Origin of the sequence: Zobellia sp. 1_MG-2023 (assembly GCF_030549125.1) — a bacterium.
In the GTDB taxonomy this organism is placed as follows: domain Bacteria; phylum Bacteroidota; class Bacteroidia; order Flavobacteriales; family Flavobacteriaceae; genus Zobellia; species Zobellia russellii.
Genome location: NZ_JAUOSY010000014.1, coordinates 1 through 24,894, shown reverse-complemented (window position 1 = coordinate 24,894; position 24,894 = coordinate 1). Strand labels below are relative to the sequence as shown.

Genomic DNA, 24,894 nt, shown 5'->3' with positions numbered 1-24,894 from the left:
AAACTACTCTGCCCTACCCTTAAATTTTTTCGGTAATATGCTGTAACCATTAGTCGCAGTACACAAGCTCATGTCAAAATTATATGTAAAAAAGAAGCCCGCCTTTATTCCGATAATGAGCTAACCTTCACAGGAAACTCCGTTTCGCCTCCATATAACTTTATCTCTTGTATATCGGCTGGCATATAGAAACCTGCCAATTCTAGTTCTTCCTTTACATTCCGCACCACATTACCCTTAGTAATCAGAGCCATCCTTCTGAAATCTTTAGTATCTACCCAAAAAAACACCTTTAGGTTTACTGTGCTAGTGGCTAGTTCGTCCTCAATCACAAAATTTTCGTGTTCCTCATCCTCTATAACATTTGGCTCCTTTCCTAAAGCTTTTAAAACAGTCTCCTTTGCCCCTTCAATGTTATCCTCATAGGCAATACCAATGTTGAAGTCCCATCTAAAAAAACCGTCCTCGGTATAATTCGTGACCGGCTTGGTCAAAACATCACTATTAGGAATGTAAACGTCCTTCCCGTCAAAAGTCTTTAATTTTGTATATCTAAACTCTAAAGCTTTTACCTTTCCAAAGTTATCATCTATTTGCACGGTATCGTCTACATCAAATGGTCTGCTGAAGGCCATTATGATTCCGGCGATAAAATTTTGACCAATATCCTTAAAGGCAAAACCCAGCACCACGGCACTTGCACCGGCCGCCGTTAATATTCCAGTTGCTATTGCACCTAGACCCGAAGCTTCCAATGCAAGCATTATGGCTACAATAACTAAGATGTATTTGATAGCTTGCCCCAGAAATTTACTCATTAAGGGATCACCTGTCCGGATGGCCAATCTTCTTTTTACAAAACCTCCTATCCATGAGCCTAATAATAAACCAAGTATTATGATAAGGACGCCTATACCTATCCCAGGTAACCGCTCTATAAAATTATTATAGAACAAGGTTATTGATTCTGATATAGTAGTTGCGCTTTCCTTCATAACACTTGGCTAGATTTTATAATAGTACAAATTCTGATGACCACTTATTTACTAGCGGACCAATTCATAATTTCATGCTGTATGGTTTCCGGGGTTTGCTGTCTTTTTTTCGCTAGACTATTGATTAAGACCCCTATGTTATCCTTTTCATTGTGGTCATCCACGCCATCCAATTCAGGAAAATTGGCCAAATATTCATCCCTTACCGCCAACCATTGTTTTCTTAGATGCTCTTCATCTACCGATATTGAAACACCACCGTTATCAACAGGTTTTCCAACTTCTTCGGAAGTATTTCCCTGTCTTTCATATTCATTACCAAGCCCTCGGTTTTGTTGAACTTCGTTATTTAATCCTTCTTTACTAGATTTAATTATTGTACTCATATCTAACATTTTAATTATTGAATGTTGAAGTTACCTACCTGAATCCCAATACAGTTGCTCTAACTCGTATTTAATTGACCGGATAAAATCTAAAAGAGAGTTCAATTTATAGTGGGCAAATTCCATAGTAATTACATAAAAATTAGAGCCAAAAACATTTTAATATGGAATATATCCGTAATTTTGGATTAATTCCATGTTTTATAATAGTTGTCTTAAATCAATTAGCCTAACAAGTTAAAGTGTAATGGAACAGAAGATAAATCTGATAAAAAAATCCGAGAGAAATTTTAGGGTCGAAAGACCTGTACAAACTGGTTTTTCAAGCCCGGCAACACATTATAACGAACCTAGAATAGACTTGAACGAGATATTAGTCACGAACCCTTCCGCAACGTTTTTTATTAGGGTTGCCGACAACCATTTCCAAGAATTCAATATTGTTGAGAATGATGTGCTTATAGTTGATAAATCCATGACTCCAAAGAGCAATCAGCTCGTGTTGGCTACTATGGATGATACCTTTAATGTAGTGCACATGGATAAAAATCTTAACTCAGAGCTGAATATATGGGGAGTTATAACTTTTATAATTAAATCCGTTTTATGATTGCGTTGGTAGATTGCAATAGTTTTTATGCATCCTGTGAGCAAGTTTTCCGCCCAGACCTTAAAAATAAACCTGTGGTTGTTCTCAGCAACAATGATGGTTGCATTATCGCCGCAAATAAAGAGGCTAAGGCGTTAACTGAAATTCCTATGTTTCAACCTGTTTTTAAAATAAGAAAGTTGCTGGATCAGCATGACGTCACCTATTTTTCGTCTAACTATACGCTTTATAGTGATATGTCCCGAAGAGTTATGGATACCCTAAAATTGTTTTCGCCACAGGTAGAAGAATATAGTATTGACGAAAGCTTTATAGATTTGACACATTACCAAAAGGAAAACCTTCAAGAATTGGCCCATCATATTAAAAATACAATTGAAAAAAATACGGGAATACCAGTTGGTGTAGGAATTGCAACAACTAAATCCTTATCCAAACTCGCCAACAAATTAGCAAAAAAAATACCTTCAAATAATAATGTTTACATTGTTGATTCCGAAGAAAAAAGAAAATATCTGTTACAAAGTCTTAGGGTAAAGGATATTTGGGGAATAGGTAAAAAACATGCCATACGGCTTGAATCCAAGAATATTAAAACTGCCCTAGATTTTGCAAATATGCCGGTTGCGTGGGTTAGGAAAGAGATGACGGTAATTGGTGAACGCCTTTGGAGAGAATTGAACAATATGCCCTGTTTGCAGTTGACATCATTTCCCAATGAGAAAAAAGGAATTGGTACTGCAAAATCATTCGGTTTTAAACTAACGGATTTAGGATTAATAGAAGAAGCTTGTAGCTCATATGTAGCTGAAGTTGCCGACCTTCTGCGACAGCAGCACAGTGCTGCCTCAAAAATGGAAGTATTCTTACAGACCAATCAACATAGTGCCATAGACAAGCAGTACTATAATAAAATAGTTATTACACTAGACACCCCTACGGATAGTACGGCCAAGCTAACCAATGAAGCCCTTAAAGCCCTACGGAAGATTTATAAACCCGGTTATCGTTACAAGAAAGTAGGTGTCAACCTAACTCAATTGGTGCATAAAAATACTATCCAAACTAATCTGTTCAATAGCCCTCACAAAACTGAAAGTCCTGCAATAACGCATGTAATGGATTATCTTAACAGCAAGTACGGTAAGAATAAAATTAAACTTGCTACGGTGGGCAACCGTGACAAGGAGTGGGCGCTTATAAAAGAACATCGCAGTCCCAGATACACCACTCAATGGAATGAGCTCTTAACCATTGGCAATTGCTCAACGGAACAAATCATACAATAGCAGAAAACCAAAAACCAATTCTGTACACCCAAAATGTTTTGATTAAATTCACTCTTGGCATTAAATCTGGGTAATTAAACAAAGATAAGAAATCCGCAAAGCCCTGAGTTAGTTCTATAGATGTGTATTACTTTCGTAAATTTTAGTGGTTTCCCGTATTTGGATGGTTCCTGTATTGTCTCCCGAAATTTGTGACAACCAAAAATCGACCAAGATTTCACTTGTAGCACTACATGCTTGCAGCCCATAGGAATAAGGTCTTACCCCTAATGTGTGCGTAAAGGCAATATTGTTTATGTGATTGTTTGGATTTCCATTACCATCAATAATCCGGTATGCTGTATCTATGTCTATACCCCCGGTATACACGTATAATCTGCCATTTTCTGAGAATATTTTTTCCTTAGAAACATATTCCTCCACTTCTTCTTTGCCCTTTTCAGATGAAAACTTGGCCCTAGCTTCCCGAACACTTTTTGCGGAAACGAGTGACGGAAAGGGATAGTCCGTCAACTCTATAGTACCATCCCCTCCACATTCAATAAACATCTTGTAAGCTATACTTCTAGTTTCTCCTTCCAAGTCTTTTACTTCAACATGAGTTGTCCCAGAGTTGGAATCGGAATTCAGTATTTTCACCTTCCCACTAATTAAATCTATACGACCCGCATCATAGAGTGCCAAAAGAATATTGGCGGATGAAAGGGGCATTGCAGCAATGACGTTCATTAAAAAAGGCTTTACCTTTTTTCTAAAAAAGAAATGATCTTCGGCAGGCAGTAGTTCTGCATGAAAATTGAGTCCGTACATTAAATCATCAAGTGTTTCTTTCCAATGTACGGGTTTATTATTTTCCACAGAATCTTTGGCAGCTACCATTTCCTGTTTCATTCCATTAAAGGAATTGGTGTATTCATGTTTTTTGGACATGACCTCAACAAAGTTAGCAAACCCGAAATCGGGAGAGTCCAATCTATGGGCAACCTCTTCTAAGCGATCTTTAAAAAGTGCTTCTTTTAATGCAGGTTTACAAACCTCATTAAAATAGGTTTCCAATCTTAAGAAACCCAAATCATCAACTAAGGACAAAATCTCTTCCCTGCTGGTATGCCTGTAAATTTCCCGAATGCTTTTACGCTGTTCATATTGCAGGTGGGGCAACCATCCTTCGGCGGAATGCAGTACAATTTTAAAATCGGGAGCGTCCTTATGTGGTTTAAAAATCAGTTGACCAGCTTCTTTAACAAACTCTCCATGACGATGCGCAAGAGAAGTAACCACATCAAAAGCACTCAGCGAAGCTCCTAAAATACCAATCGTAAAATTGTACAGGTGGCCTTGTTGAGGTAAAATCTTATGTATGGGCCATGGACTGGAAAAATAGCCTGCTCCACTCTTTTCCTCATTCTTCCACTCATGGCCTGTAGCTATAACAATCTTGTCCAAGACATGCGTATGGTGGTCTTGATCTACCACTCCAACTTCATCAAATCCAGGTAGAATATCTACAATTTTGTTTTCGGCAAATTCGGTAATGGAAACGCCCTTGGCCTTTAATTTATTAATCAATAGGATGTACTGCGACCGAAAATATTGTCCTAGCGCCAAACGACTATATACTTCAGAATCGTTGATAGGAAACTCTGTAATGTTCAAAGATTGTAAAACCGACTTATCCTGCTTACGCAACCAATCTCCCAAAGTATCTATAAGCTCAGGAATTTCTTCGGAAGATATATTGGATAGATTATAAACATCCGTAGTTTCTGGAGTATACGGCATACCCATGCCCATGTTTTTACCACTTTCAAAAATAATAATACTACCTATCTCTTGTTTGAGGATGTTTACACGGTCGTTTATATGTTTCAATAGATATATGGCCATTGGGCCAGAACCAATTATGGCCAATCTTTTTTTAGGTGTTTTTTGCATTTCCATATACATTACATTTTAATCCTGTTATTTTATAACAAACAAGGTGTTAAGCAATATTAAATGTAGTTTTTGTATTTATCCGAAAGTGATGCAAAGCGATAATTTGATACTCTTAATACATAGTATCAAATCTTTCTTTTAGATTGAATAGAGTATAATTTCTACCTAGGTCTAAAATAAAACATCCATTAACCTGGATTATTTTTCTTGAAATAGGATATAACACTAGGCCCTGTAATTCCATGAATTAAAATACTGAACAGTACTACATAAGACACAAATGCATAAACTTCGTTAGTAGCAATAAAATTCCCTTCATGTAACGCAAATGCCAAATAGAAAAAAGAGCCTACCCCCTTAATTCCAAAGGATGAAACGGCCCATTTTTTAGGTTCCGTAAAGGGAGTTCCCATTAAAGCTATTCTACCGGTGAGAGGTCTAATGACAATAATAGTAACCAAAGCGATTACTATTCCTTGCCAAGTGGCAAAATTTAAAATTCCCGATGCTATAAAACCTCCAAAAAGAATAGTCCATACCATTATTAGAAACTCCTCTATCTTTTCGTTGAACAATAAAATCTCCTGTTTATCTTCATCGAAATTTATATTGTCCGTTTGCTCAGTTTGCTTCAGTTTTTTGTGAAAGTGATATTGTGCGAACAAGCCGGTAAAGAACGTGCTAAGGAATCCATAAGTACTCAATAGCTCTGCAAGGCTAAAAGAAAAAAATGCGAGACCTATTCCAACAAATCCGGAAAGAACCTTGTTTTTATGTATGGACTTTAGGTTACGAATCAGATAACTAAAGACAAAACCCAATAAGCTTCCAATAAGTACCCCTCCAATAATCTTGAACGCCATATAATAACCAAACCAATAGGTGAGATCTATATTTTGAAATGAAGTGCTTTGAGACCATAAAATTGCCAAAAACACGAACGGAAACGCCATACCATCGTTCAAACCAGCTTCAGAAGTAAGTAAATAGCGCATTCCCGTATTTTTCTTATCATACATTTCGTCCTTTTTTAACTGGAGCTCCGCTGCCAATACAGGGTCCGTAGGTGCACAGACGGCAGCAATTAATAGCGAAGATGCTCCATCAAAACCTAAAAAATAATGACAGATAAGAAACAAAAACGAGATGTATAACGGCATGGTAATCAGTATGAGCCGCAATGTATTTTTCCAATGCCTAGGACTATATCTCATGCCTAGTTTTAAACCCGCCCCCATAAGGCTAATAATTACTATTATTTCCGTAATTATTGTTACCTGTTTATTGCCCCATATGGGTTCAGGCCAATTTACGGGTACCCCTAGGTAATAGGTTAAAAAACCAATAAGTAGCAACGGTACGGTAAAAGAAACTTTTATACGAGATAGTACTAATGGCAAAAAGGCCATTAGTACTATAACGAAGCTGAATACTAGGAGAATGTAATAATAGTCTTTAATAACTTTAATTTTAAATACTATGAAACAAATAAGACCTTAATGAGTCTCCCCTTTCCTAAAATGATCAGACCACAATATTAATTAATGCGGGGCCACTAATTGCATTTCTTTTTAATGAATCAAGCGTTCTTTCAAGAGACGACACAAGAGATTCAAACGACGCGGTTTTTCTTAGATATCTATTGGCTCCACATTCAAAAAGTTCCTCAATACGGTCTATATCAAATTCGGTTGAATATAAGACTATGGGAACATTCTGAAACAATGGATTCTTACGGATTTTAATTAGACAGTCGCTACCGTCCATTACAGGCATGTAAAGATCCAAAAAAATAACATCAGGTAAAGCAGTGCCGGTCTCAAGTTCCTTAAGTAATTCTAAAGCATTGTTAAAAGTGCGTAAGGAAATTGGAGCGTTAATTTCAGCCAAGGCATCACTAAATATTTCTTGATCAGTGGCATCATCGTCCGCCAAGAATACGGACCATTTTTTGTCGGTAGTGATATTTGAAGTAATCATTGAGTAAATCTTTTATGTTAACGAATGCCCTAACGGGTTTTATAAAATAACCACCACTACAGATGCGGTAGTTTAAGAGAGTTAACAAACGAAGATATAATCAACAGGCGATGAAAATGGAACCAATAAAAATTTTAATTAATCGATTTGAAATACTGGCATAAGAATATCTTTACCCGGAACCGAACTAAATGATAAACCGAATCAAACCGATGATAGGTTCTTAAAGACCAATTAATCAATACAGGCTACACTGAGTTGAAGTTATTATAAGACAAAATTAAAGTTAAGGTAATATATGCCTTAACTTATCTAGGTATCATTGCAGGTGTTAGACCACACCTATGAAAATCTCAGATGCCAATTTGTTTTTGCTCACTCTCAAAGACAACGAGGTTGCTTTTAAGCAACTCTATGACCGGCTCTGGAAAGGCCTTTATCTATTCTCTTTAAAGCTGTTACAGAACGAAACGGAAGCCAAAGATGTAGTTCAAGATGTTTTCTGTAATCTCTGGACCAAAAGGAAGGAACTAGAAATCAAAAATGTAAAATCCTATTTATTTTCTGCTACTAAATACAAGTGTTTGGAATATATCAGGAAAAACAAAAATTATACTGATTTACTAACTCAGGTAAATCTTGTCCATATAGAAAACAACACAGAGAGAGAATTGGACTTTAAAGAAACCAAATTCAAAATTGAAAGTTGCATTAATACCTTGCCATTAAAGACCAAGCAAATTTTCACTATGAGCAGATATGATGATCTGTCTAACAAAGAAATTGCTCATGAATTGAATATTTCTATAAAAACCGTTGAATACCATATAACCCAATCGATCAAACAGTTAACACCTGTTATTGCTTCATAAAATTATTTTTTTCAAAAAGGACTCCTTTTTCTTTAGGGTTACCCCTCTTTTTTCACTCTTACTTATAGAGCACCATAGTAATGACGGAAAAAGAACTTCAAAATTTAATAGATAAGTACATTTCAGGTAACTGTTCCCAAGAGGAAAAAGAGCTTTTGGATAAAGTTCTTGATAGTTATACTAATACGGACGCTACAATGCAGATGCTAGACGAAGAGTCCCGTATTCAATCCGAAATATATTCCAACATTATCAAAAAGGGAATAACCCCTACCCAAAACCAATCCCCCAACACTTATAAATGGTTGAAAATTGCAGCCGCAATGATTCTGCTTTTATTTAGTTTAAGCGCTGCTTTTTATACCATCAATCCGTTTGAAAAAGAAGATGTAGTTGCACAAGAATTTATAACTAAATCTACTAAATGGGGGCAGCGTTCCACCTTAACACTACAAGATGGAACAAAAATTACTTTAAACGCTGGCAGTAGTGTTGAGTTTCCCGAAAATTTCAATAATCTATCCGAAAGAGAGGTAAAACTCAACGGTGAAGCGTTTTTTGAAGTAGCAAAAAATCCCTCCAAACCGTTTATAATACATACCGCAAACGTAATAACCCAAGTATTGGGAACCTCGTTCAATGTAAACGCTTACGATTTTAGTGAAAATATATCAGTTACGGTCAGGACGGGAAAAGTACGCGTACAATCAGAAAATAAGGATGGTGACATTAATACGGTATATCTAACGCCAAATCAGATGGCAGAGTACAGTAAAAAGGGGGATGAACTTATCACCTCTACCGTTGCCAATGAGAACTATCTAGATTGGAAAAATGGAATTATCAGATTTAACGACATCACTTTCCTAGAAGCCTCAAAAATGCTAACCAGATGGTATGGTATTGAAATAGACTTCCAGTCTCCATCTCTTAAAAACTGCCATGTTACGGCTCGTTACGAAAAAGCAAAACTTCACGTAGTCTTAGAAAGTATAAAATTTGCCATCAAAGGTATGGACTACGAGTATTTAGAAAATAACACCATTTTATTTAAAGGATCATGCAACCATTAAAACCCTTAACGACCATGTAAGATAGACTCAAAACAAAAAAGCAGCCTGTGACACTTTGGCGAGGATCAACAGACTGCATAGCATTTAACGATTAAATAGATAACCATTAAACATTCTGTGAAGTTATGAATTCACTAAGTATTAAACAATTTATTGCGTTGACAATGAAAATTACCGTTCTACTTGTGATTGTTGCGCTAATGAACCCTCTTTTTGCATCGACGGTTGAAGCACAACGATTAGACCAAGTTTCTGTAGAACTATCCCTAAAGAATGCCTCTATTGAAGAGGTCATCTCAACTATTGAGGAACAAACTGCATTTAACTTTGTTTATGGGCGTTCCATTACCAATTTAAAAAATAGGTACAACTTTAATTACAGAGGAGTCTCGTTAAAATCAGTTTTGGAAATCCTGGCCAAAGACGCAGGTCTTGCATTTAGGCGAATAGATGAAAATATTTCCATAGATCGACGAAAGCAAACCGAAAAGAAAGTTGTTGACCTAATTTTTCAACAAGTTGAAGGAAGGGTTCTAGACGAAACCGGCCAACCCTTACCCGGAGCCTCTATTGTAGAAAAAGGAACTACTAATGGTACAGCTACGGATTTTGATGGCAATTACAGTATTAATGTGGGGCCGGATGCGGTACTGGTTGTATCCTATATTGGTTACGACACAGAATATATTCCCGTAGGAAACGAGACACAGATAGACATTAAATTATCCATGGCTTCCTCTGCCTTACAAGAAGTTGTGCTTATTGGCTATGGCCAACAGGCCAGGGCCAAAGTTGTTGGATCGGTTTCAGAAATAAAAAACAGCGAACTTGAAAATGTGACAGCTGCTACGGTTGATCAGCAACTGGCAGGTAAAATTTCTGGGGTAATAATTAACCAATCTAACGGACAACCGGGTACAGATTCTCAAATTATTATTAGAGGTACAGGAACGCTAACTGCAGGTACCAACCCGTTAATCGTAGTTGATGGTTTTCCGCTTACAGAAGGCAGTTCTTTAAGTTCTGTAAACCCTAACGATATTGCGGAAATCAATATTTTAAAAGATGCCGCTTCTGCATCTATCTATGGTTCAAGAGCTGCGAATGGAGTAATATTGATTACTACCAAATCCGGTACCCGTAATCAAAAAACAACGGTAACACTAGAAACTTATGGCGGCGTGCAACAGCAAAGTTCCGGAGTGGAATTGGTAGATGGTTATGAATTTGCTCAATTCCTAACGGAAGCTAGAAACTGGGGCTATGTCTCCAAAGACCCGGCTAATAGAAGCGAAACGGATACAAATTCGGTAAGGGTCACAAAACTAATTGATGGAAAACAGATTGACGGCCGTGAACTTTTCTTGCCGGAGTTGACTCCCTACTTAAATGGTGAGCCCGGTCTTGTGAATACTGACTGGATCAATGAGGGCTTTAGAAATGCCGCTTTATCAAATTATGCACTTTCTGTTTCCGGAGGAAATGAAAAAACAACGTACTATACATCTTTAGGATATTATGATCAAGAAGGTGTTGTTGTTGGTACGGATTTTAAACGCTACTCAGGATCTGTAAACCTTCAGAGCCAAATTTCGGAAAAGGTCAAATTTGGCATTAACTTAAAGCCTACGTATTCCATTGAAAACTCGGTTGACCAAGGTAGCCGTAGTAATGGTGTACTTGGGCTCTCTGTCCTTAATTTCCCATTCTATAGTCCATACAATTCAGATGGAAGCATTAATATCAGTGATCAACTTGTACACGAACAGCATGAAGTTGAAGGCGTTCGTATTAACGGTACGCCGGTTGAAAACCTAATTGCCACAGCCAATTTAATTACGGACGTTAAAAAACGTTTTAGGATTTTTGGTAATGCCTTTATAGATGCAGAAATTCTGGAGGGACTAACCTATAAATTCTCATTAGGCGGAGATTATGATTCCTATGTACGGGATTACTATTACCCTATTGGTGTGGGATCATACCGAACTCCAGCCCCTAGAGCAGATGCCAATGGAGAACAACGCAAACAGAACAAAATCAACTATTTGTTAGAGAATACCTTAACGTATGACAAGAGTTTTGGGAAACATCACCTTAACCTTTTAGGTGGTTATACTTTTCAAAAGGAAAATACGGATTATACAAGGGTAATAGGTACCGGATATGCAGATGATAACATTCAGAACATTGCGGGTGCTAGTGCTTTTACGGCATCGGCGGATGTAGGTATATGGACGTTAGAGTCTTACCTGGCTCGTTTGCAATATGATTTTGATTCTAAATATTTAATATCGGCAGCTATTCGTCGCGACGGTTCTTCAAGATTCGGAATCAACAATAGATGGGGTAACTTTCCATCCGTTGCAGCCGGTTGGGTATTTACCAGAGAAGACTTTTTTCCTCAAAATGATGTAGTAAGTTTCGGTAAGATATCGGCCAGTTGGGGGCAAACAGGAAATAACCAGATCGGCACCTATGCTTCTAAAGCATTGGTAACGGATTCCAACTATGTATTTGATGGTGGTATTGCACCAGGATATATTACCACATCTGCTCCTAATCCAGATTTGGGTTGGGAAATAGCTTCTTCCTTTAACATTGGCCTAGACCTTGGTTTGTTCAACAATAAATTGAACTTTAATATGGCCTATTACAAAACCAACACCAAAGATTTGCTATTGGATGTTCCTGTTCCACAGCAAACTGGTTATGATAATGTATTGGCCAATATTGGAGAGATGGAAAACCAAGGCTGGGAGTTTCAGATATCAGGGAACAATTTTAAAGTAGGAGAATTGGGTATTGGATTTAACGCCAACCTAACCTCCTATGAAAACAAAGTTATTGCTCTTGGGCCAGGTCAAGATAAAATTGCTACAGGTAGGGACCAACTTTTTACAACCCAGATTGGTAGACCTATAGCCGAAATCTATGGCTACACCTTAGATGGTGTATTCAAGACACAAGAAGAAATTGATTCTACACCACATTTGGACGGTACGCTTACGGGCGATTTAAAAGTAGTTGACATTAATAATGACGGTGTTATAGATGATGAGGACAAGAGTTCCAAAGGCACGTATGCTCCAGACTTTACTTATGGCTTTGGTGTAAACTTGGATTATAAGGGTTTTACTTTAAGCGCCAATTTTGCAGGTGTTGAAGGAAGAACATTATTAGATGGCGACCTAAGTTCAATAACAGAATCCGGAGAAGGTTTTGGGGTTCCTACAAAGTATTATTTTGATAATAGGTACCACCCTGTCAACAATCCTGATGGATTTTTGGGACAACCCAACTTTGGTAATTTTTCCAACTCTAGAAAAATTCTGCGTAGCTCTGTTACCGTAGAAGAGAACAATGGGGATTATTTCAGGTTTAGAGACTTACGAGTAGGTTATAATTTTCAAGAAAATCTATTGGAGAGAATTAAACTTTCCGGCTTGCAGGTTTATTTCTCTGGAAACAACCTATTCACCTCAACTAAGTGGAGAGGCTGGAACCCTGATGGAACTTCTAGTGACATACTCACGTCCGGCTACAATTCCGGTGGCAACTACCCTATTTCCAAGACCTATACAATTGGTTTAAAAATCTCATACTAAAAAGCTATTCAAATGAAAAAGTATATATCCTTAACTCTTGCCGTTCTTGCACTGGGACTGGTAAGCTGCGAAAAAGAATTAATACAGAACCCGACCACCACCAAGGTTGCCGATAACTTTTACGCCAATGAGGCTGAAATGGAAGAAGCCGTAAATGCGGTGTTCGCTACATTGCAATTTACAGGGGTCTATGACACGGCAATGCCCGCTGTGGGAGAATTGCCCGGTGAAGATGCCTATGATGAAACTCCTGCCAATGATGGTGGCAATTACGGAATGTTGGACGATTTTATAGTAATTCCACAAAGCAGCCTTATTGCTAACGTTTGGGAGGATACCTACAAAGGGATCCAAAGAGCCAATATTGTGCTCAGTAGAATTCAAGAAGTAGAGTTTGAAGACGCAGAGTTAAAACAGGCACGTACCGGAGAAATGCTGTTTATTAGAGCTTTGCTTTATTTTAATTTGGTGAGAACTTTTGGAGACGTTCCCCTTATTATAGACGAAGTTGGTAATCCACAGGAATATTTTGGCCAGTCTAGAACACCTGTTGCGGAAGTCTACACCCAGATTATTTCAGATTTGGAAGTTGCGGAAGGTGCTCTCCCCTCTCGCAATGACAGCAACAGAGGACGCGTTGTAAAGACGGCAGCACAGACCCTTTTGGGTAAAGTACACCTTACCCTAGGAGATTACTCTGCCGCAAAGGAAAGTTTATTAAAAGTGGTGAACTCTAACGCACATGATTTAATTGCGGTAGATAAAGTTTTTTCAGTTGATAACGAACTTAATGAAGAGCTCATATTTGTGGTGCAGTACGCTTCAGGAATAAACTCTAATGGCGAAGGTTCTGATGCTTATAGAATGTTCAACCCAACCGGAAGACAGGATGGCGGTATGGCCGGTACCAAAGGGCATGGCGTACTTAAACCTGATTTCTTCGCATTGTACGATGATGCAGATACCCGAAAAGGAGTGTTTGTAGGACAATTGGAATCCGGTTTAGCTTATAATAATAAAATTGCCGTTCCCACAACCGTGATTGGTGACTCCCCTAGTGACTGGGTGGTATTGCGTTACGCCGATGTGCTTCTTATGTTGGCCGAGATAGAAAACGAATTGGGTAACACCGTGGAAGCTACCACTTACTTGAATGAAATTCGTAACAGAGCTGATCTTGGGGATTATAGCGGTGGTACGGATAAGGCCTCATTGTTTGCTGAAATTGATTTACAAAGACGTTTAGAGTTGGTTTGGGAAGGTCACCGTTGGTTTGATTTATTACGCCAAGGTCGTGCACAGTCCGTTTTGGGCATCACGGATGCCAACAAATTACTACTACCGCTGCCCGCAAGTCAAATTGCGGCAGATCCGGCATTGGTTCAAAATCCAGGTTACTAAGAATAGAATATGAAGAAACAGATAAAATACACCGTTAAAGGGTTTTTGTTTTTGATATTTGGAATGCAAATGGTTGTGGGACAGGAGTCCCACAACGCATCCAAAAGCAAAGCCACGCAAATTTTACATCAGCTTAAAAATCCGTCTGCGGAATATATCGTTGCCATTTCCCATAGAGGAGATTGGCGCTATGCACCTGAAAATTCATTAATGGCCGTTCAAAGGTGTATTGACTTGGGTATTGATGTAATTGAATTGGATTTTAGGCTTACTAAAGATGGTCATCTAGTGGCTATGCATGACACTACGGTGGATAGAACAACTGACGGAAGTGGAAAAGTAAGTGAGTTGACCTTGGCGGAGATAAAACAATTTCGCCTTAAAAATGCTGCTGGAGTTAGGCATTCCAACCAACAGGTGCCCACACTAGAGGAGGTCATGAACTTGGTAAAAGGTAAGGTTATGGTAAACTTGGACAAGACCGAAAGTAAATGGGTAAGGGAGTCGTATGAAGTTTTAAAGAAGACCGGAACCGTAGACCATGCTATTTTTAAAGGTAATGATGACATTAAGGTGATGCGCCAAAAATACGGTTCCCTTATGGATAGCATCATATACATGCCCAAACTTTGGTACAAGAATCCAAAAGTAAAAGAGCTATACCAAGGATTTGAAAAAGACATTGATCCGTTCTACTACGAAACTATCTTTGACACTGAAGAAGCTGAACCGCTTTTAATAGCCAAATCACAAATGAAAACTAATGGAGATGGTTTTTTAGCAATTGCTCTCTGGGATGAATTATGTGCTGGTAGAACAGATGAAATGGCTCTGTTGCAAGGTCCTGACAAAGCATGGGGCTGGTTAGTGGAACAAGGTGCCAACGCGATTATGACGGATAGACCTGAAGAATTGCTACACTATCTTGAAAGCAAAGGTTTAAGAACCATGAAAACCGTGAATTAAAATTGATAAAATGAATCTAAAAATAAACCTTAGCACTATTGTTTTTGCTTTTTTGTGCTTCAACCAAGGTTTCTGTCAAACAACTAAGGCAGATAGTATTCTACATGATTTTAATGAACGACCCAAAAAGATTCTAGTGGCGGCCCATAGGGCCGCTCACCAGAATTATCCGGAAAACTCAATTGCTGCCATCCGTGAAAGCATCCGTTTGGGAGTAGAAATTGTTGAATTGGACATCAGGGTTACCAAAGATGACAAATTAGTGGTAATGCACGACCGTACCGTAGACCGAACCACCAATGGTACTGGTAAAGTTGAGATGCTCAGTTATGAACAAATACAGCAACTTCATCTTAAACATAATAACCACTTGACCGAAGAACAGGTTCCTACTTTTGAAGAAGTGCTTTTGGAAACAAAAGGGAAAATTTTAATTGATGTGGACTTTAAAGCTGCTCCTAAACATATTGACAAAGCCCTTTCGCTAATCAAAAAACATAATATGGAAGGGCAGATTATCTTCTTTTTGTACGATCATAAACTATCTCCAAAACTTCATGAGAAAAGTCCGGACATTAAAATTATGCCTAGGGCCCATAGCCAGGATGAAGTAGAAGAAATTCTAAAGTGGAATTACATAAAAGTCATCCACGTTGATGAAAGTTATTATGATGATGCACTTATGAAGCATATTTTAGATGCTAACGTTCGAGTATGGATGAATGCTTTGGGCAAATATGACGGCATGGAAAAAACCGAGAAAAATTCCGGTTTTAAAGCTTTATTAAAGCTAAAAAACATTAATATCATTCAAACAGACCTTCCAGAGGAATTAAATGAATTTCTTTTAATCGAAAAGTAACCTATTCCATAATGCCGCATCAGATGAAACTAAAACCATTTACCCTTATTTTAAGCCTTCTAACTTTGTTAATCGTAAATCTTGGTTATGCTCAAGACAACGAAGAACTTAATACCCATGGCCACAGCCACTACAAATCTTTTTCTAAGATAGCCGGTCATAAATTAATATTTCCCTCTGAAGTTCCTGATCGCATTATCGTTAACCTAACTGCGGACCCGGCCCACAGTTTTGCCGTAAACTGGCGCACCCAACAATCCGTAGATTCCGCTTTTGTAGAAGTTGCCCTAGAATCCCACGGACCGGAATTAAGACTATCCGGTAATTCTAGGAGAATATTGGCCAAAACACAACTGTTCGAGAACGAAAATATACGGGACAAAGAACCCAAAGTGCTTGCTGCTTACCACTCGGCTTTGGTAGACGGTCTAGAACCTGGTAAAATTTATGTATACCGTGTTGGATATGGAACGCCGAACGCGAATACTTGGAGCGAATGGTTTCAAATAGAAATGCCCGATGCAGATATAAATACCCCTTTTAGCTTTGTATATTTTGGAGATGCGCAGAACGATGTAAAATCCATGTGGTCCCGAGTCATTCGCAAATCCTACAAAATGGTGCCAGATGTTGATTTTATGCTGCATGCCGGTGATTTGATCAACCATAGTGAATCCAATGAGGAATGGGGTGAATGGTTTTACGCAGGCAGCTACATTCACGCCACAGTACCAAGCGTAATGACGCCCGGTAATCATGAGTATAAGGATGGGGAGCTTTCCAAACTGTGGAAACCCCAGTTTAACCTGCCACAAAACGGACCTCAATTGGAGCACATGGAAACCTATTATACACTGGACTACCAAAACATGAAGTTGATTTCCTTTGATGCGGAACAGTTTGACGAGCACCCTGAATCTCGTAAAAAAGTAATGGAATGGCTTGAAAAAACCCTATCCACAAATACCCGTAAATGGATAACGCTTTTTATGCACTACCCTATTTATTCTACCGCTAAGGGGCGTGATAACAAAGTATTACGGGAAGCATTAAAACCCTTAATTGACAAGTACAAGGTGGATTTAGTACTGCAAGGCCATGACCATACCTATGCCCGTGGAAACGACTTAAACAAAGATCAAGGCAAAACCATTATTTCAGATGTTGGGACAATCTATGCCGTATCCGTTAGTGGTCCTAAAATGTATGAATCCCAAGATCAGGAATGGATGGCCCGCCGTGGTGAATTCACTCAATTGTTCCAGATTATTACGGTTTCTAAAAACACCATAAAATACCAAGCCTTTACACCTTTAGGAGGATTGTACGATAGTTTTGAATTACAAAAAGATGATACCGGAGCAAAAAAACTCATCAATCAAGAAGTAGAACTTCCTTTAAGGTTGAAAAAGGATCTGATTGGGGAGTAAATTCTATAGTGGTCTTATACCCTTACAACGCCTTAATAGAAAATAAAATTTCGCATTAGTGTATAAATGAATCCTCATCGTCATTATGCAATGGAACATGCTTTTGTATAATGTATGGTGTTATCGCCTTTAAGGTTTTTTCAGTTATATGCTATAATACTATTCATAAAAAACAACAAAGAGCCTTACCTACCCTAATTTCACTTGCACATTAGAATTTATGACACTCCTTTATCTAGTCATTATTGCATCTTAATTGCATTATAATCGCAATTCAGTTGCATTAATGTTTTTTATTATTAATTTTACCGACGTAACGGCTGTGTCACACAGCCATTGAACATAAGAGAATCCAATAGTAAAGTATCCATTGGACCATAAGTTAATGAGCGTTTATAGTGAACAACAAAAGCTTACAAGCTACAGTCAATTGCAGGCAATAGTTTTATTAAAGGTTAGATTCATAATATTTTTAGTTCAGTAGTTTTTCTAATGAAGAATGGTCGTTTAAGAAATAGTATAACGTTTCTCCTCCTTGCCCTGTTCATTACTACAAAAATGGCAGGCCTTCACGTATTTTCACATACAGATGAAGATGACCATGGTGTGGAATGCTCTATTTGTCTCTATGTAAACACCATTAATTTAACTCCCGCTACTACTCCTGAATCTCAGTATTCGGCAATTCAGAATACAATATACTTACTTCAAGAAACGGTTACCGAAATTTATAGCTTTGTCGGTTCAAGTTCTATTGCCACGAACCAGCTTTTTTCCCGGCCGCCGCCATTTCAACACTAAGCACTCCTATACGCTGTAATTACTGGTTAGTTTCATACACAAAAGTTCAATTGTTTTTTGCTCTAGAACTATGGTCGTGATTCCATATACCAAGTAATTAACTACTTACCTCAACAGCTCTAAGTATAGGCTCACCTAGCCCCTTTCTTGGGACAACAGATTGTTATCTTTTAGTACTCCATTATGTTTCATAAAATACTGGGTATATGGCTATTCTTTAGTCTATGCGCCACAGCTTTTGCACAAGAAACTTTTCAAATTAAAGGAATTGTGTTGCACGCAAAAGACTTATCGCCCGCACAGGGCGCTACAATTGCAGGTAAAAACTTGTATGCCGTTTCCACGGAAAATGGTGCTTTTACTATTAATAATGTGGCTAATGGCACGTACACTTTTACGATATCTCACATTGGTTGCCAACCTAAAACCATTAGTGTTGATGTAGGTCAACATATGGAAGAACTAAAAATTTTCTTGCATGAGTCCGCTACCGTACTAGACGAAGTAAAAGTCAATGGAAAAACCAAAAAAAGAGAAGCTTTAGAAGTTCCCATAGTCACTACGTCAGTGTCCAAGGAATTTCTTGATCAGAACAGGGAAAACACGTTAATGCAGACCTTGAGCAAAATAGCTGGGGTCAGCACTATAAATATTGGTTCGGGCCAATCCAAACCCGTAATTCGCGGACTGGGTTTTAACCGGGTTGCCGTGGTACAGAACGGCATAAAGCACGAAGCACAGCAATGGGGCAATGACCACGGCTTGGAAATTGACCAGCACGGTATCGAAAACATACAGATTATCAAAGGTCCGGCTTCTTTATTATACGGATCTGATGCTATTGCCGGAGTTGTTGACATACAACCCAATCAAACACCGTTACCCAATTCTTTTGATGGCGAAGTGAATATCCTAGGCGAAAGCAACAATGATCTGCTAGGTGTTTCTGCAGGTGTTACGGCTAGAAAAGACAAATGGTTTTATCGCGGGCGTCTAACATATAGGGATTATGGCGACTATAAGGTGCCGGCAGACCAGATCAATTATGAGAATTACATATTTGAATTGCATGAAAATAATTTAAGGAATACGGCCGGAAACGAAGCAGATGCAAGTCTAGGAATCGGTTTTGTTTCTAATGGCGTAAAATCTGAAACCATATTTAGTAATGTTAACGCCAAAAACGGATTCTTTGCAAATGCACATGGTTTAGAAGTTAGAACTTCCAGTATAGATTATGACAGCTCTAGCAGAGATATAGACCTTCCCTATCACAAGGTCAATCACTTTAAAATCACGAACAATACTTCAATAAGTGTTGGGGAGCATCATCTACACCTAGACCTTGGTTATCAGAACAATAACCGGGAAGAACATTCTGAGCCTGTTCCTCATGGCTATATGCCAACACCTCCGGAAACCAAAGAAAGATTATTTATTAAAAATACCTACTCCTTAAATTTTCGGGATGCCTTTCAACCCACTGATCAACATGATATGGTGGTAGGTTTAAATACGGAGTACCAGAACAACAATATAGGCGGATGGGGATTTTTAATTCCCGAATACAACCGCTTTTCCGCTGGTCTTTTTGCTTACAATCAGTTTAAGCTCAATTCTGATTTTCATGTTCTAGCAGGCCTGCGTTATGATGTTGGCCGTGTAGATACCAAAGCGTATTATGATTGGTTCCCTTCCACCGTAAATAACGAGGACGGCTCTACATCATACATTTTCCTGCAACGGTCAAAAGACATAACACTGGATTTTGGTAGCCTTAGTGCCTCTCTAGGCCTCAGCTACATTAAAAATAAAACCAGTTACAAAATAAACGTTGGCCGAAGCTTTAGAATGCCATTGGCTAATGAATTGGCATCGGACGGTGTTAACTATCATATGTACCGTTATGAAAAAGGGAATATCGATTTGGACCCGGAAATATCGTATCAGCTGGATTTGGCCGTAGACCATACAGAGAAATCATTTACCGTAGGTGTGAGTCCGTTTGTAAACCTATTTCAAAATTACATTTACCTCAACCCAACATCAAGCTATTACGAAACCATACAGATTTATGAGTATACGCAAGCCAAGGTCTTTAGAATTGGTGGCGAGTTTAACGCAAGCACTGCCATTACTAAAAACCTACAGGTAGATGCCTCTGTAGAGTACGTGTATTCCAAGCAGACCAGTGGCGCAAAGGAAGGATTTACATTGCCGTTTTCCCCTCCATTATCCGGCTTGCTCTCCGTTAGATATGAATTCAACAAGCTGCTATTTTTTAAGAAGCCGCAATTGATCGCTGATTTTAGAATTACAGCGGCCCAGGAAGAAATTGTACCTCCGGAAGAAAAGACGGACGGCTATCAGGTGTTGAACATGTCTTTTTTAACGCAAGTAGATGTTTTCAAGAACGATCTGCCACTGGAAATGCGGGTAAAACTGAACAACGTATTCGATACTAAATATTTTAATCACACCAGCTTCTACAGACTCATAGATGTTCCAGAAGCCGGTAGAAACATCTCATTATCCCTAACAATACCTTTTTAAAATCAGTAATCAGTAATCAGTAATCAGTAATCAGTAATCAGTAATCAGTAATCAGTAATCAGTAATCAAATTAAAAATTAAAACCTATGAAAACAACTAGTATGAAACCCAATTTAAAATTTTTAGCAATCGTTGCTTCCGCCGGACTCTTTTTACAATCCTGTAGTAGTGATGATGATGGAGCTATTGAAATGAATGCTCCCGTCATTACCAGCTTTGAATATGGCGAAGGTCACCATGACGAAGGTGAAGACCACGACCATGAATCAGAAGAAGCATATGCCTTTAAGGGTTCTGACATCCATTTAGCGGCAGAAATCAGTGCAGAAGCTACCGTAAGCAGTATAACACTTTCAATTCATTCAAATGACGTAATTGCTGAAGAAGGAGAAGTGGACTGGGAATTTGAAAAGGTATTTACGGATGCTAAATACTTAGTAATTAATCCAGAATTTCATGAGCATATAGATATCCCTGCAGATATTCCTTCAGGTGAATACCATATTGAACTTTTGGCAACCGATGAACTAGGGAACAGCACAGAGGTAGAAGGTCACCTTGAAATTATGGACGTTATTACTTTAAGCGATTTTTCAATTGATGAAACCGTTGCCAGAGGCGAAGATTTTCATGCCGAATTTATGATCTGTGCCGTAAACGGTATACATGGTATTACCGTTGATATTCACGCACACGGACTAACGCTTGCCGAAGGCGAAGAAGAGTGGCATTTTGAATCTGAGTACACAGAAGGATACCACGAACTGACCGATGCCGAGTTCCACAAACATATTGATGTGCCGGCTACTGCTCCTGCAGGTGAGTACCACATGGTGTTTACTGTTGAAGATGAAGATGGCAATACTAAAGAATATGACACGCATTTAATTATTACCGAGTAACTAAATCCAATAACACCGCATAGTACTTAGAAGTGCTAAGCGGTTTTAAATCGCATAAAATGAAGTTCTCAATAAAATATTTCTATTTAGCATCCTTTATTTTGTTAACCGCTGCATGCTCTAACGATAACAGTGATGACATAGATGAAGAAAAGCCTACTATCAGCGTTAATTATACAGAAGGTTTTCCACAAGGTTGCACATTGTTGACCAGAGGAGAAACCTATAATTTTAGGGCCATGGTGACCGATAACAGTGAACTGGCCGCTTACAGTATTGATATCCACCATAATTTTGACCATCATACCCACGATGATCAGGTAACGAAATGTGAATTGGGCGAAGTTCAATCCCCTGTAAATCCCTTAATTTTTGTTGAAAACTATACAATTGAAGGCTCCCTGACCAGTTACGAAATTAATATTTCCGTAACCATACCAAACGATGTTGATACCGGCGATTACCACTGTGCCTATTCGGTTACAGATGCAACCGGCTGGCAAGGTAGAACTTCCATAGATATAAAAATCGTGGAGTAAAAAACATCTATAAGCTTAAATAAACCTTTTTACCATATGGAAGCGATAATTACGATAGTTGGTTTTTTAGGCACAGGAAAAACTTCATTGTTAAATCATATTCTACACATGAAAGAAAATTTTTATTTAAAGCTTTGACCAAAATACAACTAAAACATAATTCCGTGGGTTGGACCGGTATGCAGCATTCTACCGATTATGTATCACAGGCCATGTACGGACCAAGAAGCCAGATGTTGAAACCCTTTATAAAAAATATGGACCTGCACTACCTAATGCTTGAAGCGGCGGAGACTGAAAATACGTTTTAATGATCTTTACCCCTCATACAGTATAGAATCACTAAATGACCGCATTTTACCTTATTAGTATGATAGTTTCAGGAATACGTGTATCAACAGAGTTTAGCGATTGCTTTAATCATCAAAAGGACTGACCACATTTAACAAAGTAGGTTCTGCAACTTGGGTATAAATCATTGTTGTCTTAATTGAGTTGTGACCGAGTAGTTTTTGTATTACCCTTATATCAGTTCCTTTTTCCAAAAGGTGCGTAGCATAACTGTGTCTTAAGGTATGTGCTGTAATCCGTTTATTGATTTTTGCTCTTTTTGCCGCCGCCTTAAGTAATTTATTAAAGCTTGAACTAGAGTACTTTCCCCCTTTTTGACCTTCGAACAAAAAGAGCTTTGGTGAAAATTCTTTGTAATACATACGAAGCATAACTAGAATTTTTTCGGATAAGGGAATTATGCGGTCTTTGTTGCCTTTTGCAGATTTAACATGTATAACCATCCTAGATGAGTCTATGTCCATGATTTTTAAGTCTATTAGTTCGCCAACCCTCAAACCCGCACTATAGGTAAGGGCAATCATGCTTTTATGTTTAACGTTATTGGCACATTGAATGATTTTTAGAATTTCCGTTTTTGAAATTATTACAGGAAGTTTTTCAGGCTTCCTAGTGGGAAATAAAAATTCTAGATTAATATTTTGCCTGAACATCTCCTTATAGTAGAGCTTCAACGCCATTGCAATCTGTTTCTGATAGGAGTAAGAAACTTTTTTGGTATGCACCATGTGGTAAAAATACCTTTGCAGCTCCGTTTCGCTCACTCGGTTTAAGGTTTTTTGGAAAAAATGCTCGGCCATCTTTACAATTGAAGAATAACTGTCAATCGTATTTTTACTATACCGTTTAACCTCCAATATTTTCACAAAATCAGGAATGGACATATTATGTCTAATATACTAATTAATTCTAAAAAAGTATTAAATTTAAACCTAATACGATGGTTATGTGGAATTTGCCGCATATCCACTAGTTAGCTGCAAGCAAAATAAAAATTCTGCAATAATTGAAAATATCAGAAATATTAAATAGGATTTCGGAACTCATAAATACTTCAAGTAATTATGAAAATACTGGCGAAATGTCAAGATATTATGGACAAATTGATGGACCACAACCGGATAAGTTTCTGATTGTCATTTCTGGCAGGGAAAGAATTGTTGAATTCAAAAAACTGTGTCAAAAACTCTGGAAAAACAGAACAGACATTTATCAAACAATTAGCTACGAAACTTTTGAAAGTGGCATAATTGCAGTACTTAGAAGAAGTATTGAACAAAGTCACAAATTTGACACGAACGAATTAAAAAAACTTCAGACTAAATTCTCTGAAAGAAAAATCACAAAATATGAGATTTTTAAAGAACTTAAAGGTTGTGAAATAACTTCTCATCAACCCATTACAATTAATGATTTTACTTTTTACAACTGGCCGAAACACTCCAAAGTAATAAAAGAGCAGTATCCTATTGCATTTTCCAAAGTATATCCATCCTTCTATAACGAACATTTTAAAAAAGTTTTAGTTAGTTATAAAATTGAATCTAGAGATTATGACCGCGCAAATGAAATAGCAGATGATAAATTCAAACAATTAGAAAATATTCTTAGGTTTCTTTTTACACACTCTGAACATTGTAACAAGTTTCGTGATTTATATGAAATTGGCTTTTTCGAACTAAGACAAGAAAATTGGCTCGATAGCAAAGTAATTTCAAATGAGGCAATTGGAGGTCACACTAAAATTGTTGGTAATTATAGAACTTTACGTTTAAACAAAACCCTCTTGACTAATGATAAAAAAACTAAAGCAATTTGGAGGATTTTACAAAAAGCAAATACTAGTAAATTAGAAACTCGCTTGCTTAATTCAATAGAATGGATTGGTAAAGCAAAACACGAATTAGAACCAGAAAAAGCATTCATTCAATTTCTATTTGCAATTGAGGCGTTAATGAATTTTAACGAAGTTGGTATTATTAGTCCATCAATAACATATGGAATGCGAGAATCAATAGCATTTCTTATTGGTAAGAACCCAAAAGAAAGACTAGAAATTGATGAATTGTTTACCAAATTGTATGCAATACGAAGTTCTATTGTACACGGGAGTAAAAAGGAATTTACATCTTTTGATATTGAAGACGCTAGTAATTTAGCAGAAGAAATTGTTCGCAAATTCATATCGACACCAAAACTGATGGAAATGGGAATTGACAAAGTTAAAGCAGAAATAAAGAAGCGTAAATATGCCAGCAGCTAACAATGGTAACCGTTGCACAAGCCGTTGATTCTCCACGGAACGGATTCATATAAGCCTCTTTACGGGGCTTTTTTT

Annotated in this window: 22 protein-coding genes; 16 read left to right on the top strand and 6 right to left on the bottom strand. The window is 37.8% G+C overall.

All coding sequences use genetic code 11. From position 1 onward, the window contains the following. Window positions 1-104: 104 nt before the first annotated feature. Window positions 105-995: a mechanosensitive ion channel family protein gene (locus Q4597_RS19130; protein WP_303407723.1), complete on the bottom strand. Its 891-nt coding sequence runs from the start codon at window positions 993-995 to the stop codon at window positions 105-107. 44 nt (window positions 996-1,039) lie between these two features. Then, window positions 1,040-1,381, bottom strand: a complete 342-nt coding sequence (locus tag Q4597_RS19125; protein WP_289064160.1) for a hypothetical protein — start codon at window positions 1,379-1,381, stop codon at window positions 1,040-1,042. 247 nt (window positions 1,382-1,628) lie between these two features. Between Q4597_RS19125 and Q4597_RS19120 the strand changes: the two genes are divergently transcribed. Together Q4597_RS19120 and Q4597_RS19115 are read left to right on the top strand one after the other, a co-directional pair. Further along, window positions 1,629-1,991, top strand: a complete 363-nt coding sequence (locus tag Q4597_RS19120; RefSeq protein WP_215912156.1) for a S24 family peptidase — start codon at window positions 1,629-1,631, stop codon at window positions 1,989-1,991. Then, entirely contained in the window at window positions 1,988-3,280 is a 1,293-nt protein-coding gene (locus Q4597_RS19115) for a Y-family DNA polymerase (protein WP_303407722.1), read from the top strand. Before Q4597_RS19120 ends, Q4597_RS19115 begins: the two co-directional genes overlap by 4 nt. Window positions 3,281-3,394: 114 nt before the next feature. Here the strand turns inward: Q4597_RS19115 and Q4597_RS19110 are convergent, their stop codons facing one another. The 3 genes from Q4597_RS19110 to Q4597_RS19100 all read right to left on the bottom strand — a co-directional run bounded on the left by Q4597_RS19110 (window position 3,395) and on the right by Q4597_RS19100 (window position 7,198). Continuing rightward, complete coding sequence (locus Q4597_RS19110) at window positions 3,395-5,221, bottom strand: FAD/NAD(P)-binding protein (RefSeq protein ID WP_303407721.1); 1,827 nt, start codon at window positions 5,219-5,221, stop codon at window positions 3,395-3,397. Between the two features lie 185 nt (window positions 5,222-5,406). Next, the gene (locus Q4597_RS19105; RefSeq protein ID WP_408065846.1) at window positions 5,407-6,627 is read right to left on the bottom strand and encodes a cation:proton antiporter; all 1,221 of its coding nucleotides are present in this window, start codon (window positions 6,625-6,627) and stop codon (window positions 5,407-5,409) included. 115 nt (window positions 6,628-6,742) lie between these two features. Then, window positions 6,743-7,198: a response regulator gene (locus Q4597_RS19100; protein WP_303407720.1), complete on the bottom strand. Its 456-nt coding sequence runs from the start codon at window positions 7,196-7,198 to the stop codon at window positions 6,743-6,745. A gap of 344 nt (window positions 7,199-7,542) precedes the next feature. Here Q4597_RS19100 and Q4597_RS19095 point away from each other — a divergent pair, with 344 nt between their 5' ends. The 13 genes from Q4597_RS19095 to Q4597_RS19040 all read left to right on the top strand — a co-directional run bounded on the left by Q4597_RS19095 (window position 7,543) and on the right by Q4597_RS19040 (window position 22,516). Continuing rightward, on the top strand, window positions 7,543-8,070 hold the full coding sequence (locus tag Q4597_RS19095) for an RNA polymerase sigma-70 factor (RefSeq protein ID WP_303407719.1): 528 nt from the start codon (window positions 7,543-7,545) through the stop codon (window positions 8,068-8,070). Between the two features lie 80 nt (window positions 8,071-8,150). Further along, complete coding sequence (locus Q4597_RS19090) at window positions 8,151-9,143, top strand: FecR family protein (protein WP_303407718.1); 993 nt, start codon at window positions 8,151-8,153, stop codon at window positions 9,141-9,143. 125 nt (window positions 9,144-9,268) lie between these two features. Continuing rightward, window positions 9,269-12,751 (top strand): TonB-dependent receptor, encoded by a 3,483-nt coding sequence (locus tag Q4597_RS19085; protein ID WP_303407717.1) that lies wholly within the window; start codon window positions 9,269-9,271, stop codon window positions 12,749-12,751. A 12-nt stretch (window positions 12,752-12,763) separates the two neighbouring features. After that, a complete protein-coding gene (locus Q4597_RS19080; protein ID WP_303407716.1) occupies window positions 12,764-14,152 on the top strand; it encodes a RagB/SusD family nutrient uptake outer membrane protein in 1,389 nt (462 codons plus the stop codon). Between the two features lie 9 nt (window positions 14,153-14,161). After that, window positions 14,162-15,118, top strand: coding sequence for a glycerophosphodiester phosphodiesterase family protein (locus tag Q4597_RS19075; RefSeq protein ID WP_303407715.1), 957 nt, complete (start codon window positions 14,162-14,164; stop codon window positions 15,116-15,118). Window positions 15,119-15,128: 10 nt separating this feature from the next. Then, the gene (locus Q4597_RS19070) at window positions 15,129-15,980 is read left to right on the top strand and encodes a glycerophosphodiester phosphodiesterase family protein (RefSeq protein WP_303407714.1); all 852 of its coding nucleotides are present in this window, start codon (window positions 15,129-15,131) and stop codon (window positions 15,978-15,980) included. 23 nt (window positions 15,981-16,003) lie between these two features. Next, a complete protein-coding gene (locus tag Q4597_RS19065; RefSeq protein WP_303407713.1) occupies window positions 16,004-17,410 on the top strand; it encodes a metallophosphoesterase family protein in 1,407 nt (468 codons plus the stop codon). Window positions 17,411-17,968: 558 nt separating this feature from the next. Then, window positions 17,969-18,211, top strand: a complete 243-nt coding sequence (locus Q4597_RS19060) for a hypothetical protein (protein WP_303407712.1) — start codon at window positions 17,969-17,971, stop codon at window positions 18,209-18,211. Between the two features lie 183 nt (window positions 18,212-18,394). Next, window positions 18,395-20,764 carry a TonB-dependent receptor domain-containing protein gene (locus tag Q4597_RS19055; protein WP_303407711.1) on the top strand — a complete coding sequence of 790 codons (2,370 nt, stop codon included), beginning with the start codon at window positions 18,395-18,397 and terminating at the stop codon, window positions 20,762-20,764. 86 nt (window positions 20,765-20,850) lie between these two features. Further along, on the top strand, window positions 20,851-21,666 hold the full coding sequence (locus Q4597_RS19050; protein ID WP_303407710.1) for a DUF4625 domain-containing protein: 816 nt from the start codon (window positions 20,851-20,853) through the stop codon (window positions 21,664-21,666). A gap of 59 nt (window positions 21,667-21,725) precedes the next feature. Beyond that, window positions 21,726-22,205 (top strand): DUF4625 domain-containing protein, encoded by a 480-nt coding sequence (locus tag Q4597_RS19045; protein ID WP_303407709.1) that lies wholly within the window; start codon window positions 21,726-21,728, stop codon window positions 22,203-22,205. Window positions 22,206-22,241: 36 nt separating this feature from the next. Further along, the gene (locus Q4597_RS19775; protein WP_368506689.1) at window positions 22,242-22,343 is read left to right on the top strand and encodes a GTP-binding protein; all 102 of its coding nucleotides are present in this window, start codon (window positions 22,242-22,244) and stop codon (window positions 22,341-22,343) included. Then, a complete protein-coding gene (locus Q4597_RS19040; protein WP_303407708.1) occupies window positions 22,340-22,516 on the top strand; it encodes a hypothetical protein in 177 nt (58 codons plus the stop codon). The genes Q4597_RS19775 and Q4597_RS19040 overlap by 4 nt, the downstream gene beginning before the upstream one ends. 105 nt (window positions 22,517-22,621) lie before the next feature. On the opposite strand, the gene xerA is transcribed toward Q4597_RS19040, so the two are convergent. Then, entirely contained in the window at window positions 22,622-23,440 is an 819-nt protein-coding gene (gene xerA / locus Q4597_RS19035; protein ID WP_303407707.1) for a site-specific tyrosine recombinase/integron integrase, read from the bottom strand. A 122-nt stretch (window positions 23,441-23,562) separates the two neighbouring features. Between xerA and Q4597_RS19030 the strand changes: the two genes are divergently transcribed. Continuing rightward, window positions 23,563-24,819: a HEPN domain-containing protein gene (locus Q4597_RS19030; protein ID WP_303407706.1), complete on the top strand. Its 1,257-nt coding sequence runs from the start codon at window positions 23,563-23,565 to the stop codon at window positions 24,817-24,819. The last annotated feature ends 75 nt before the right edge of the window (window positions 24,820-24,894 follow it).